This window comes from Pseudomonas sp. PDM04 (assembly GCF_014851765.1).
Lineage (GTDB): Bacteria > Pseudomonadota > Gammaproteobacteria > Pseudomonadales > Pseudomonadaceae > Aquipseudomonas.
In genome coordinates this window covers 1-14,564 of record NZ_JACVAI010000009.1, presented here as the reverse complement: position 1 = coordinate 14,564, position 14,564 = coordinate 1, and the positions used below count along the sequence as shown (strand labels likewise).

At 63.3% G+C, this 14,564-nt stretch carries 8 protein-coding genes; 1 reads left to right on the top strand and 7 read right to left on the bottom strand.

The window, feature by feature from the left end; genetic code table 11:
* Positions 1–7: 7 nt before the first annotated feature.
* Entirely contained in the window at positions 8–1,534 is a 1,527-nt protein-coding gene (locus IB249_RS28170) for a CoA-acylating methylmalonate-semialdehyde dehydrogenase (RefSeq protein WP_192309401.1), read from the bottom strand.
* 148 nt (positions 1,535–1,682) lie between these two features.
* Here IB249_RS28170 and IB249_RS28165 point away from each other — a divergent pair, with 148 nt between their 5' ends.
* Positions 1,683–2,630, top strand: a complete 948-nt coding sequence (locus IB249_RS28165) for a LysR family transcriptional regulator (RefSeq protein WP_192309399.1) — start codon at positions 1,683–1,685, stop codon at positions 2,628–2,630.
* On the opposite strand, the gene IB249_RS28160 is transcribed toward IB249_RS28165, so the two are convergent.
* From IB249_RS28160 to recC, 6 genes are all read right to left on the bottom strand, one after another.
* On the bottom strand, positions 2,627–3,127 hold the full coding sequence (locus IB249_RS28160; RefSeq protein ID WP_192309397.1) for an OmpA family protein: 501 nt from the start codon (positions 3,125–3,127) through the stop codon (positions 2,627–2,629). The two genes, IB249_RS28165 and IB249_RS28160, sit on opposite strands and share 4 nt — an antisense overlap.
* Complete coding sequence (locus tag IB249_RS28155) at positions 3,127–4,395, bottom strand: diguanylate cyclase domain-containing protein (protein ID WP_192309395.1); 1,269 nt, start codon at positions 4,393–4,395, stop codon at positions 3,127–3,129. The genes IB249_RS28160 and IB249_RS28155 overlap by 1 nt, the downstream gene beginning before the upstream one ends.
* A complete protein-coding gene (locus IB249_RS28150) occupies positions 4,392–4,967 on the bottom strand; it encodes a YfiR family protein (protein WP_192309393.1) in 576 nt (191 codons plus the stop codon). Before IB249_RS28150 ends, IB249_RS28155 begins: the two co-directional genes overlap by 4 nt.
* Positions 4,968–5,087: 120 nt before the next feature.
* Positions 5,088–7,196 carry an exodeoxyribonuclease V subunit alpha gene (gene recD / locus IB249_RS28145; RefSeq protein ID WP_192309391.1) on the bottom strand — a complete coding sequence of 703 codons (2,109 nt, stop codon included), beginning with the start codon at positions 7,194–7,196 and terminating at the stop codon, positions 5,088–5,090.
* A complete protein-coding gene (recB, locus tag IB249_RS28140; protein ID WP_192309389.1) occupies positions 7,193–10,885 on the bottom strand; it encodes an exodeoxyribonuclease V subunit beta in 3,693 nt (1,230 codons plus the stop codon). The genes recD and recB overlap by 4 nt, the downstream gene beginning before the upstream one ends.
* Positions 10,882–14,334, bottom strand: a complete 3,453-nt coding sequence (gene recC / locus IB249_RS28135) for an exodeoxyribonuclease V subunit gamma (RefSeq protein WP_192309387.1) — start codon at positions 14,332–14,334, stop codon at positions 10,882–10,884. Before recC ends, recB begins: the two co-directional genes overlap by 4 nt.
* Positions 14,335–14,564 lie beyond the last annotated feature (230 nt).

Below are 14,564 nucleotides of genomic sequence, written 5' to 3'. Positions count from 1 at the left end.
CGGCTCCTTAGCGCAGGTTGATGGTGGTGTTCACGCCGTCATTGACGCTGTCGTCATCGAACCAGCGACTGGTGACCGTCTTGGTCTGAGTGTAGAACTGCACCACTTGCTTGCCATAAGGACCGAGGTCGCCGAGCTTGGAACCGCGCGAGCCGGTGAAGCTGAAGAACGGCACCGGCACCGGGATCGGGATGTTGATGCCGACCTGGCCGACGTCGATTTCCGCCTGGAACTTGCGCGCCGCCGCACCGCTCTGGGTGAACAGGCCAGTGCCGTTACCGAACGGGTTGGCGTTGACCAGGGCGATGGCCTGGTCAAGGGTGTCGACTTCCAGCACCACCAGCACCGGGCCGAAGATTTCCTGGGTGTAGATCTGCATGTCGGTGGTCACCCCGGAGAACAGGGTCGGGCCCACGAAGTTGCCCTGCTCGTAACCGGGAACGGTGATGTCGCGGCCATCCAGCTCCAGCTTGGCGCCTTCCTTGATGCCGCTCTCGATCAGGTCGAGAATCCGCGCCTTGGCCTTTTTCGAGATTACCGGCCCGACGTCGGTGCCAGGTTCACTGCCGGCATTGACCTTGAGTTTCTGCGCCAGGGCCTTGAGGTCTGGCAGCCATTGCTTCGACGCACCGACCAGCACCACCACCGAGGTGGCCATGCAGCGTTGCCCGGCGGCACCGAAACCGGCCCCTACCAGCGCATTCAGCGTTTGTTCCCGATTGGCGTCCGGCAGCACCACGGCGTGGTTCTTCGCGCCCATCATCGACTGCACGCGCTTGCCATGCTTGCCGGCTAGGTCGTAGACGTGCGTGCCGACCGCCGTCGAGCCGACGAAGGAAACGGCCTTGATGTCCTTGTGGGTGCAGAGCGCATCCACCACGTCCTTGCCACCGTGAACCACGTTGAGCACACCGGCCGGAACACCGGCCTCGATGGCCAGTTCCACCAGCAGCATGGTCGACAGCGGATCCTGTTCCGACGGCTTGAGCACGAAGGTGTTGCCGCAGGCAATGGCCATCGGGAACATCCACAGCGGAATCATCGCCGGGAAGTTGAACGGGGTGATGCCGGCGCACACGCCGATGGGCTGGCGCAGGGTGTAAGTGTCGACACCGCTGGCGACGTTTTCAGCGAACTCGCCCATCTGCAGGGTACCGATGGAACAAGCATGCTCGACCACTTCCAGGCCACGGAAAATATCGCCCTCGGCGTCGGCGATGGTTTTGCCCTGTTCGTTGCTGAGCACCACGGCAATGCGCTTGGAGTGTTCGCGAATCAGCGCCTGGAGCTTGAGCATGATGCGCATGCGCGCGCCGATGGGCGTCAGCTTCCAGGTCTGGAAAGCGCGATGGGCGGCACTGATCGCCGCGTCGACTTCCTGCGCGGTGGCAAACGGCACCTTGGCCAGCACCTGCTGGGTCGCCGGGTTGACGATGTCGTGCCATTCGCTGGACTGGGACTCGACCCACTCGCCGTCGATCAACAGCTTGACCTTGTGCACCGTGGTTTCATTGGGCGTGAGCGATACGTTCATGCTGGTCTCCGAAGATTGTTCTTATTGGGGAGCCAAGGCGAGAAAGTCGCCTTGAGATGAGGCGTGTGTCGCGATGTGGTGATCGGACTGTTTCTGGAGTATAGATGTGCAAACTTCTAATAAGAACGCACATAAAAGCCGGTCCATCATGCAAAAAAACATCACGTCACTGGGGTCGCTGAACTGGGATGACCTCAAGTTTTTTCTCGAAGTCGCCCGCACCCGCAAGGCCAGCACCGCTGCCAAGCGGCTGGCGGTGGACTACACCACCGTGTCGCGGCGCATCAGTTCGCTGGAAGCGGCGCTGGGCACCCTGCTGTTCGAGAAATCCCGGACCAGCGGCTTCGTCCTGACCGCCGAAGGCCAGCGCCTGCTCGTCTATGCCGAGTCCATCGAAAGCACGTTGCACATGGCCTGCGAACAGGTGTCAGGCTCCGGCGTGGCATTGTCCGGGCACGTGCGCATGGGCTGCACTGAAGGTTTCGGCAGCTTCTTCATCACCCCGCAACTGAGCCACTTCGTCGACGCCTACCCGGCGATCTCCGTGGACATCCTGCCCCTGCCGCACTTCATCAGCCTGTCCAAGCGCGAGGCGGACATCGTCATTGCCCTGGAACGCCCTGAGCACGGTCCGTACGTCTGCTGCAAACTCTGCGACTACAAACTGCAGCTGTACGCCACCCAGGATTACCTGGACAAACACCCGCCCATCCGCCGCCCGGCCGACCTGGGCAAGCATTCCTTCATCAGTTACGTCGACGACCTGGCGTTCAGCTCCGAGCTGCTGTACCTGGCCAATGTATTGCCCAACGCCAGCGCCAACCTGCGCAGCACCAGCGTCATCGCCCAGTTCGTGGCCGCTCAGCAGGGACGCTCGCTGGCGATCCTGCCGTGCTTCCTCGCCGCCCAGGACCCGCGCCTGCTGCCGGTGTTGCCGCAGGAGATCAACATCACCCGGCAATTCTGGATGTACTGCCGCGAGGACCTGCGCAAGCTCAAGCGGATCACGTTGTTGTGGGATTACATCCGCGAGGTGACGGAGCGCAACCAGGGGTTATTGATGGGCGAACATCGAGAGATGGCGTTCGCCGATTAATCCGCACTCACCACAATCGACACCCGACGATTCTCGGTCCGGCCGGCGGCGGTGTCGTTGCTGGCCACCGGCTGGCTGGCGCCCAGGCCGCGGAGCTGGATGTTCTGTTCCTGCATGCCGATGGCGGTCAGCACCTTCGCCACGCTTTTCGCCCGGCGCACGGACAGTTGCTGGTTGTAGGCTTCCTTGCCCGACGCGTCGGTGTGACCGTCGATCCGCACGCGCTCAATGCCGACACCCAACAACGCCTTGCCGATGCGCTCGACGATTTCGGTGCTCTGCGGATTCAGGCTTTCGACATCACTGCCAAACAACACCTTGCCGGACAAACCGAACGCCCAGCCCTCTTCGGTCAATTCGAAACCTTGTTGCTTGAGCACCGCCACCTGGGCGGCAGTCAGGCCTTTTTGCGGGGCGGTCTGGCAGCCGGTCAGTGCCATGACCGCCATGAACAAAATGAGGGTGAAAAAACGCTGGGGAAATGCGAACACGGACATTAGCTCCTGGTTTGAACGTCGGCGACAGGGTGCTCCGACCCTGACGTGTGCTGTGCGCCTCGGGCGAGGCGTTTGGCCTGGTACATGGCGGCATCGGCCGCGTCGAGCAACGCCCCTGGCGTCACTCCATGATCGGGGTACACGGCGATGCCGATACTGAGGGACGTCAACACCTGCGTAGTGCCTGGCAATGCAATCGGCATTTCCATGCTCTCGAGGATCTTGTCGGCGATGCGCTCGGCGTCTTCGGTCTTGTGCAGCGGTGTCAGCAGGACGGCAAATTCATCGCCGCCCAGACGCGCCACCAGGTCGTCCTCGCGCAGTTGCGCGCGAACCCGATTGGCCACGGCCACCAGCACCGCATCGCCGGCGGCGTGACCGAAGTTATCGTTGATCTCCTTGAACCGGTCGCTGTCGAGAAACAGCACCGCCACGCGCTCGTTGAGTTTGTTGCCGTTGCGCAGGGCACGCATCAGCCGGCCCTCGAAAAACGCCCGGTTCGGCAACCCGGTGAGGCTGTCGTGGCTGGCCTGGTGGGCCAGGGTCTCGTTTTCGTTTTGCAGGTGGGTCTGCCAGTTTTCCAGCTCATCGAGCAGGGCATTGAAGTCGTTGCCGAGGTTGTCGAGCTCGGCGATGGCGGCTGGAGGCACACGCCGGTCGAATGCGCGTTCGCTGCGTGCGGCGTGCGCCACCGAAGCCAGGCTGCGCAACGGGCCGGTGATTCCGCGAAGTTGCCGCCGCGCCAGGTACAGCGCCACCCAGGCGCTGACAGCCGTGCACAGCACGATACCCGCCAGGCCGCTGAGCAGGAAACGCATCAGGCTGCCACCGTAGCCAGTGAGTTGAATGCTGCCGACTTCGTGATCCTGATGGACGATCGGCAGGCGAATCGGTTTTTCCAGGAACACCTTGGCGATCTGCATTTCAAGGTCGGAAAAAAAACCGCTCTCCGGGCGCTGCCATCGCGCCAACAATCGACCTTGGGCATCCAGCACCTGGGCATCGGCCACTTCCTCGGTGGACGCGATCAAGGCCAGGGCTTCGGTGGCCGCCGGCTTGTCGTTGAACACCACCGCCGCTTCCACGGTGTAGTTGATCGAGCGCGCGATCAAATGCAGGTTGTGATCGGCATAAACCCGCAGGGCGAGGACACCCAGCAGTGTCAGCGAAATGCTGGCCATGGCCACCGCCACCAAGGCAACGATCAAATGACCGCGGCCGATGACCGAATGCAAGGTCGGGCGATGGCCCGCTGTGGACTGAGTCATGGCGCCGCCGACTTGCGACGCGAGAGTTGCAGCACGCTGGGATGAATGCGCACGCCGCTGCGGGCGACGGAATCCAGATTGACTTCGAAGGACACCTGCTCATCGCCAACCCGCAGGCAAAACAGACTGCCAACGGTGCAGGGGTCATCGCTTTCGCTGATGCTCAGCACCGGGCGACCTGTCACCGAGGCGAACAGGCGGCTGCGCTCCTCACCGGTGAGCTTGCCGATGTACAGCGCATCGCACTCACTGACGATGGACGGGTTGTCGGCGAGCAAGCGGCGCACGGTCACGGGCCGGCCAGTGGCCTGGGTCGTGCCTTTGACCAGGTCGTCGGTGTACTCGGTCGGGCCGACTATGCACAAGCGCAGTTGGGTCGGCTCGACCGGCCAACGGGCATAACTGAGAATGCCGAGGACCACTTGCGTGACCGAGTGGGCGCGTTGATCGGCCATGCCGGGCGGGGTTTGCGCTTGCGCGAAAACCAGGCCACTGAACCCATAGAGAAAACCCGCGAACACGATTTTCTTGCAGCCAACGATGCGCCCTGTCGTCCTGACAGCCACCTTCATGCAGGGATTCTCTTCGCTTGTAACGGGATAATGCCGCAACGATAGCACAGCCCCGAAACACCCGCGAGGCCGCACCAGCCGGGGGCTCCAGCCATTTTTTTGGCGCCGGAACGGCGACCCTCACCCCCCTGACAGCGCGTCCTCTTCCAGCGCCAGCATCAAGCCGCTCAAACGCTTGACCTTGCGCCGTACCGCTTCCTCGAACACGCCGGCGCGCGGCTCGATCAAGGTGAACCAGTGCTTGGCACGGGTGATGCCGGTATAGATCAGCTCCTTGGTCAGCACCGGGTTCAGGGCGTCCGGCAGAATCAGTGCGGTGTGGGCAAATTCCGAGCCCTGGGATTTGTGCACGGTCATGGCGTACACGGTTTCCACGTCATTCAAACGGCTCGGCAGGACAAATCGCACGCCACCTTGGCCATCGTTGCGCGGGAAAGCCACGCGCAGCACCTGACGTCCCGCGTCCGGGCCGTCGCGCTCCGGCACCTTGAGCGCAATGCCGATGTCGCCGTTCATCAGGCCGAGCCCGTAGTCGTTGCGCGTCATCAGCACCGGCCGGCCTTCGTACCATTGCTGATTGCTGTCGATCAGCCGGGCCTTGAGCAGAGCGTCGGTCACCCGCTGATTGAGGCCCTCCACGCCCCAGGGGCCCTTGCGCACGGCACACAACAACTGGAACGCATCGAAGGCTTGCAACACATCGCGCGCCCAATCGGTCCAGCGGCCATCGTCGATACGGCTGTCCAGCGCAGGCCGATGCTCGCGCAGCAAGCGAAGGTAATGCCGATACCCCTGCGGACCGTCGCCATGGCCGTCGAGCAACAAACGCTCCAGCGCTCGATCCTGCTCACCTTTGAGCGGCAGGCAAAACACATCGTCGTGACTACGTGCCGTCAACAGGTTGCGGGCCTCTTCGGGTTGCTGCTGGTTGACCCGACGCGCCAGCAGGCCAATCCCGCTGCCCTCGCCGAACCGGCGCGAGTGACGCAGCATCACCACCTGCTGCGCCAGCGGGTGGGTGCCGTGTCGATCTTCCTGCAAGCCACTGCTTTGCAGTTGTTCACCACTGACGGCCTGCAGCCATTGCCGTGTCTGCGGGCTGTACCAGCCGGCCTCGGCGTCACGGCACAGGTCACCCAGCACGGCGCCGGCTTCCACCGACGCCAGTTGATCCTTGTCACCCAGCAGCACCAGCCGGGCATGGGCCGGCATCGCGTCGAGAAGATTGGCCATCATCTCCAGGTCGATCATCGACGCTTCGTCCACCACCAGCACATCCAGCGGCAGGCGATTACCGGCGTGGTGGCGGAAATGCCGGGTGCCGGGGCGGCTGCCGAGCAGGCGGTGCACGGTGGTGACGTCCGAGGGAATTTTCTCCCGCACGGCTTCGGCGACCGTCAGCGAGCGGACCTGCTGGCTGATGGATTCCGTCAGCCGTGCCGCCGCTTTGCCGGTGGGCGCGGCGAGACGGATGCGCAAGGGCTTGCCGGCCTCCACCGCCGGTGCCTGGAGCAAGGCCAGCAAGCGCACGACCGTGGTGGTCTTGCCGGTTCCCGGCCCGCCCGTGACGATGCTGAAGGCGCTGCGGGTGGCCAGGGCACAGGCGAGTTTCTGCCAGTCGATCGGCTCACCGGGGCGAGCAGGGCCGAACAGGCCGGTCAGCCGTTGCGGCAGATCTTCCGGCGTCGCTTCATGCTCCGCCAGGCGCATTTGCAGCGCGTTATCGATACGTCGCTCGTACGTCCAGTAGCGTCGCAGGTACAAGCGCTTTGCGGATAACACCAACGGCCGCTGCTGCGCCGTTGCACTGTCGTCGACCGCCAGCGCCACCAGTTTGCTGCTGGCCAGCACCTTGCACCAATGAGCGCCGTCAACGGTCTCCAGCAACTGCGAAGGCAGCAGCATCGCGCCGCTGTGCAGATCGCCCTCGGGTGGCAACGACAAGGCGAAGTCCGGCGCCTTGAGCGTTTCGAACAGGTCCAGGCAAACGTGACCGTGCCCCAGTTGATGGCTGGTCAACGCCGCCGCCAGCAACACCAGTGGGTCATCGTCCGGGGCCAGTTCATGCAGGAAGGCGACGAAAGCCTTGTCCAACGCACGCAACCAGCCGCGCTCGACCCAACGGGTGAGCAACAACAGCAGGTCATCGGCGCGGCTCAACGGTGCCAGGCTCGCCAGGCTTTGCGCCGCCAACGGCGTGGGCAGCAGGTCGGCGAAGGTGCGGCTCATAGCAATTCTCCCTGCTCCCAGGCCGGTTCGGCTCGGGGTTGCGGTTTACCCTGGAACAACCGGTCCAGACGCTCGATCAAGTCTTTTGGCGGCCGGGCGAAATACACGCCCTGGGAAGCCGCCTGGGTGCCCCGCAGGAACAGATACAACGCCCCGCCGACGTGCCGGTCGTAATCGTAATCGGCAAGCCGCGCCTTGAGCTGGCGATGCAGGGCCAGCAGGTACAGCACGTATTGCAGGTCGTAGCGGTTGTCCAGGATCGACTGTTCCATGGCCTGCTCGGTGTAAGCCATGTCATCGACACCGAGCCAGTTGGATTTGTAATCGGCGACGTAATAGCGGCCGTCGTGTTCGAACGTCAGGTCGATGAAGCCCTTGAACATGCCGTTGAGCATCACCGGTTCGGCGGCGACACGGGCCACGCCGTTGTGGGTGTATTGACGCACCAGTTCATCGAGCTTGAGCACATCGACCTTGTGGCTGGCGAACCAGAATTCCATCTCGACCCGGTAGTGCTGCAACTGCGCCAGGATCACCGGCGGCCGGTCGGAACCGGCGGGCATCGGCAACGTGAGCAAGTGCTGCAACCAGTCGCTCAGCGTGCTGATCCAGCCTTCCCAGCCACGGCGGTTGCAGCGCCGGGCAATCGCGTCTTCCACGGCCTGCGGCGGGGCAGCGAAGCCTTCGTCACCGGCCCATTCGAGCAAGCCATGGAGGAAGGTGCCGGGATTCGGACCACGGGGGAATCGATGGATATCGGCACCGCCGGCCACCACTTCGCGAGGTGCTTCGGGATCCAGGCGCTCGTCGTCGAACAGCTTTTGCGCCTGCGGGTTTTCCGGGGCTTCGGCGCTGCCGACGCTCAGGCTGTCACCAATGCGCAGGGCGCTGTAGGAGGCAATCCACCAGTTCTCGCTGGCCTTGCGCCGGGGCGTCAGGGCCGCGAGCAATATCGCCTGGTTTTGCGGCGGCTGGTAATGCTCGTCGGTCCTGTCCGGCATCTCGCCGCAGTGCAGCGCCGGGCAGTCCTGCTGCAGGTCTTGCAGCCAGCGCGTCAGTCCTGACGACTCCGTCAGGGCAGCACCGCCGCCCAGCAGGTAACCCAGCGCCGAAAGGTGCAACACCGAGCTGTTGTGGTTGCCGCGCTTGAGGTCCGCGACCCCGAGCCAGCAAGCATGCCGGGCCCGGGTCAGGGCGACGTAGAGCAAACGCAGGTCCTCGGCCAGCCGCTCATCATCCGCCAGGGCGATCAGCTCCGGCGTTGGCGTCAGGGTCACCTGGGCATTGCCGTTTTCATCGTGGTAATGCAGCGGCAGACGGCTGCCGTCCACCGGTTTCGCCGAACACACGAAAGGCAGGAACACCAACGGATATTCCAGGCCCTTGGACTTGTGAATGGTCACGACCTTGACCAGTTGCTCGTCGCTCTCCAGGCGCAGGATCTGTTCCTCCCCCGCCTGACCGGACAACGCCAGGTGCTCGGCCAAATGACGGATCAGCGCTTGCTCGCCATCGAGCTCGGCCGCCGCCTGTTGCAGCAACTCGGACAGGTGCAGCAGGTTGGTCAGCACCCGCTCGCCGTCATTGCGTGCAATCAAGGCCTGAGGCAGCTGGAAGTCGTGCAGCAAACGTCGCAGCATCGGCAACACACCCTGCTTGCGCCAGAGCTCGCGATAACCGCGGAACTGCATGACCCGCGCTTCCCAGGCCAGCTCATCCTGATTCAAGCGCTCAAGCTCGGCCAGCGACAGGTTCAGCGTGATGCTGGCCAGCGCTGCGCGCAACGGGCGTTCGACATCCGGCTCGGCGCAGGCTTTGAGCCAGGTCAGCAGGTCGTGAGCTTCCTGGGCGGCGAACACCGAATCCTTGTCGGAAAGATACACGCTGCGCACGCCCCGGGCGGAGAGCTCGGCACGGACGGCCTGAGCCTCTTTGCCGTCGCGCACCAGGATCGCGATATCCGCCGGCAACAGGCCTTTGAAATCCTTGCCCTGCTGAACGAAACCGACCTGGCCTTGTTGTCCGCCGTTGAGCAACGCGGTGATCTGACTGGCGCACGCGGCGGCCAGTTGCTGGCGGTAAACCGCACCGGACAAAGGCTGATCGGCCGACAGCTGCCAGATGTTCAACGCAGGCACCACCTGGCCCGCGATGCTGAACGTCTCCTTGCGGCCCTGGGACTCGACCGGCAGAAACGGCACAGGGTTCTCGCCCGAGCTTTCGCGGAACAGAAATGCGCCCCGCCCGGCGTCCCGTGATTCGGCGCGGGCAAACACATGGTTGACCGCACCGACCATGCCATGACTGGAGCGGAAGTTGGTGCCCAGGGTGTGCAGCCGGCCAGTGGTGGCCTGGCGGGCGCGAAGGTAGGTGTAGATGTCGGCGCCCCGAAAGGCGTAGATCGCCTGCTTGGGATCGCCGATCAGGAACAGGCCGCTTTCGGGGTTATTGGCTTCGATGCGATAGATGCTTTCGAAGATCCGGTACTGCACCGGATCGGTGTCCTGGAATTCGTCGATCAACGCCACCGGGAACTGTTCGCGGATCAGGGTCGCCAGGCGTTCGCCGCCCTCGGCTTGCAGCGCCGCGTCGAGGCGCAGCAGCATGTCGTCAAAGCCCATTTCCGCGCGACGACGCTTCTCGGCTTCGAACCGTGTACTCACCCACTGGGCGGCGTGTTGCAGGACAGCCGCATCGGGGGTTGGCAATGCATCGAGGCTGGCCTTGAGGCCGGGCATGGCATCCAGTCCCGGATGGCTGGGAACATCGCCCTTCTTCCACGCCTCGGCCATGCCGTCGGGGGTCAGCCGGCTGAAACCGGTGCCGATGTCCAGTTGCTCGAGCGACTCGTCCTCGGCCCAGGCTTTCAGCTTCTCGAACCAGGGTTCGAAGTAGCGCGCCTGCATCTTGCGCCCGTCGACATGCTTGCTCGCCACCCCCTCATGGCAGATGGCGAGCAATTCGTCCGACCACTGACCCCAGGGCTGTTTCAGGTCGATCAGAGCGGCACGGCGTTCCTGCAGGCACTCGATGATCAGTTCGGAGGGGTCCTGGCCTTGCTCTTTGTTGCGCGCGCTGACGAACAAACCCCGGACTCGCGACAACAGGGCCGCAGGCCCGCCCCAATTGACCCGCACCCAGTCCAGCGCATCGCCCTGCATCGGGTAGCAGAACAGGCGCCAGTAATCGCGCAGGACCTCACCCAGCAAATCGCTGTGATCGGTTTCCAGGGTCTGGGTGAACAGGCTGCCGCTGTCGAAGGCGTGCTCGCGCAGCATCCGCTGACACCAACTGTGAATGGTCGAGACCGCTGCTTCGTCCATCCACTGTGCGGCGATGTCCAGGCGGTTGGCGCAGCCGGGCCATTGCTCCGGCAGGTACTCATCGCGCAACTGCGCAATCAGGGCATCGGGCGCCGGTGTTTCATCACGGAAAAACCGTGCGGCCTCCGCCAGGCGCGTTCGAATCCGTTCGCGCAACTCCTTGGTCGCGGCGTCGGTGAAGGTCACGACGAGGATCTGCGGCGGCAACAATTCACGCCCGAAGCCACTCGCCTCGCCGCCGTGGCCGAGGACCAGGCGCAAGTACAGCGCGGAGATGGTGAAGGTCTTGCCAGTGCCGGCGCTGGCTTCGATCAGTTGGCTTCCGCGCAAGGGGAAGGCCAGGGCCAGCGGTGTTTTCGCCGTCATGAGTGCGCCTCCTCACCGGTCACTGAACGCCAGGAAGCGTCCACGATGGGTTTGTACAAAGCGTTACACCAATCAGGGAAGGTCTCGTCGCCGATCAAGGCGTCGTAGCCAGCGAACTGCCGGGCAAGCGCAGGGCTTTCGCGACGCTCGCCGTCAGTGGTCAGGCCATCGCCTTCATAGGCCTTGCGTGCAGCGGCGTCAGCCTTCGCCGGATCGGTCTGGCCGAGCCACGCAAACGCCGTCTTCACCGCAACCGGCAGGGGCTGGCGCATGCCCGTCTGCCAGGCCTGCAACAGGTCGCCCAGCATTCGCGAGGCGGCCTCCTCTTCCAGCGGAGCCAACAGCAGACTGTCGTCGCTGGCCACCAACGCCGTGGTCATCGCCAGACCACTGGCACAGGCCACCAGGTGATTGACCCACGGGCGAGTGAGCCGATGCCACTTGCGCGCCTTGATCGAGCCGATACTGTTGGGAATCGTGGTCACCGACAGCAACCCGCCGTCTGCACGTCGGTGCAGGCCACTGAGCCAGCCTTCCAGGCGCACACCCTGGGATTCGAGATTGATTGGCAACGCACTGTCGAGCGGCGTCGGCCACAATGCCAGCAGTTGCTGATAGCGTTGCAACAGATCGGGCAGCGGCTCGATCAACTCGCGTTGCAGGCATTCGCCAAATCCGGCCATGGGCAGCAGGCCGCTGTTTTGCAGGCGCTTGGCCTGCGACACCAATGCCTCATCGGCCAGATCGATCCGGGCCAGCGCGGCGCCGAGCAGATTGTCGCTGAGGCTGTAGCGTTGCAGCGCGTCGAGCACAAAGGGTTCTTCATCGGCCAACGGCACTTCAGCCGCCTCGAAGAACACTTTCAGGCGCTGACTGAAGAAATGCCGCACGGGGTTGCGCAGGAAATCCTGCAACTGACCCAGGCTCAACGGTTCCTCCTGCACGTAGGGCGGCAGCAGGCCGCCGTCGCTGACGGGCTCACTGGTTTGATGCAGCGCCTGCCATTCACTGGCGTAACTGAACAGCTCATCGCCCTCATGAAAGTAACGGGCGCTGAACGGTTGCAATGGATGCTCCTGGGTCATGCCCTCGAGCAAGCCTTCGTCGGCAGCCTGCAATCGCCAGCCGCTGGCGAGATGGTCACGCAGTTGCCCGATCAATACCGATGCGGGGCGCTCGCTGTTGTCGCGAATACTGCGCCCGACCCAGCTGACATAGAGTTGATCACGTGCCGACAGCAAGGCTTCGAGCAGCAGGTAGCGGTCGTCTTCGCGACGCGAGCGGTCGCCGGGACGGTAGTCACTGCCCATCAGGTCGAAGTCCAGCGGCGGTTGTGCACGCGGATAATCGCCATCGTTCATGCCCAGCAGACACACCAGTTTGAACGGGATCGCCCGCATCGGCATCAAGGTGCAAAAGTTCACCGCACCGGCGAGAAAGCGCTGGGACAAACGCCCCTGATCGAGGCCGGCGAGCCAGGCCTCACGAACAACGGTCAACGGCAGATCATCATGCAGGCCGACCGATTCACAGGTCTCCAGCCAGGTTTCGCGCAGCTCTTCGAGCTGGGCCAGCAGGTAGTCGTCATGTTCATTGCTGGCCTGGAAAAACAATTGCACCAGCGCTTGCAGGCGCTGGCCCCATTGCTGGGGGGGAGCCGGTTCAGAGAGTTCGTGGTGCGCAATCTCCAACGCATCGAGCAATGCCACCAGCGGGCCAATCAGCGCGGCGTCCAGCCCGCCGATTTCGTCATACGGCTCTATACCTTCGCAAGCATCGCCGCTACCCACGGCATAGCCGAGCAGCATCCGTCGCAGGCCGAAGCGCCAACTGTTTTGCTCCAGCGCCTGCGGCAAACCCAGGCCAGCACGTTGCCCGGCATTCATGCCCCAGCGGATACCCGCCCCTTCGATCCAGCGGTGCAGGGTCGGCAGGTCACGCTCCTCGACACCGAAGCGGGCACGCAGCGCCGGAACATCCAGCAGGTCGAGAATTTCACTGACAGGGAATCGACTGTCGGGCAGCTTGAGCAGGTGTTCGACCGCGATCAGCAACGGATCGCGACCGCGCTGTCCCTGGTCGGCGAGGGTGAAGGGAATGAAGCGCGGTTCATTGCGCTCGAGCTGACCGAAGACGGCACGGATATGCGGTGCGTAGCTGTCGATGTCAGGGACCATCACGATGATGTCGCGAGGTTTCAGATCAGGGTCGGCACTGAAGCGCGCGAGCAACTGATCGTGGAGGATTTCCACTTCACGCTGGGCGCTGTGGGCGATGTGAAAACGGATCGACTGATCCTGCTTCAGATCGACCGCTGGCCAGCGCTCACGCGTTTCATTGAGGGGACGCAATTCGAGGATGTCGTCCTGCAGTTGATTGAGCATGTTCAAGGGCAGGCTGTCACTGAACAGATCGATGCGCCCATCGCGAAACGCCGAGCGATAACTGTTGGGGTCGTCGTAGCTGTCGAGCAGATTGATGTAGTCCCGCCCCTGCTTGCCCCAGGCGGCCAATAGTGGATGAGCATGCTGATGCAGGGTCTGCGAATCGAGCACCACCGGCATGCCGCTCTTGCGAGCCTGACGCTTGTATTGGTGGCGCAACAGGTCCTTGTCGGCAACGATATCCGCCCAATGGTGGCGGCACGGGTTATGGACACACAGCAACACCTGGCTGAATCGAGCCAGGCCGGCGAGAGCCTCCAGCGCCTGGGCGGGTAGCGAGGAAATCCCGAAGACGATCACTCGCGAAGGCAGTCCGGCAGGCGCAGTGTCCAGGCTGTTGATGCGCTCGATGAAGCGTTGATGAACACCGGCCCGGCTTTGCGCCATGCCCTGCTCCCCCACATCCAGCAGCAATGCCCGCCACAACTCGGCTTGCCAGCAGTTGGCCGCCGTCAACGGCTTGGGTTCACCTCGAACGTTGCGCAATTGATGACGACCTTCTGCCCAGTCCTCGAGCCAGTCGGCGCGGTACACCTGATACTGATCGAACAGGTCAGCCAGTCGCTCGGCCAGTTGGTAGCGTTTGCGCAGATCACCGTCATCGGTCAGGAAGCGTTGCAGTGGCTCGAAATGCGCCTGGTCGATCAACTGCGGAAGCAGTCGCATCAGGCGCCAGGTCAGGGGCGCTTTATCGAGCAAGGATTTGACGGGAATTTCATCGCGGCCGAGGACCATGCGATAGAGCTGCCACATGAAGCTGCCCGGCAACTGCACGTCGATCGCGGCGGCGATACCGCAGCCGCCCATATCGTCCTCTTGCGGATCTTCAGCCAATGCCAGCTTGAGCCACTGGGCGATGCCGTTGCTCTGCACCAGGGCGATTTCGTTCTCCAGGGGAGCCAATGGGTAGCGCCGCATCCAGCTGACCACCAGGCTGCGCAACTCGTCCAGGCGATTGCCGTGAACAACCATAAAACCAGCACTGAGGGACGTTGCGTCCGGCATAAAGGCTTCCTTGGAAAATACAAAAGCTAGGGGCGAACCTTAGCATTCTCGGCAGACCGTGACAGCCGCAAGCCGCCTGGTTGTGGAGCGCCGAACTTTTCTTGCGCGCAAAACAAAACCCCTACCTGCATACGCAGATAGGGGTTTCGGAATTTAATCTTGACGATGACCTACTCTCACATGGGGAAACCCCACACTACCATCGGCGATGCATCGTTTCACTGCTGAGT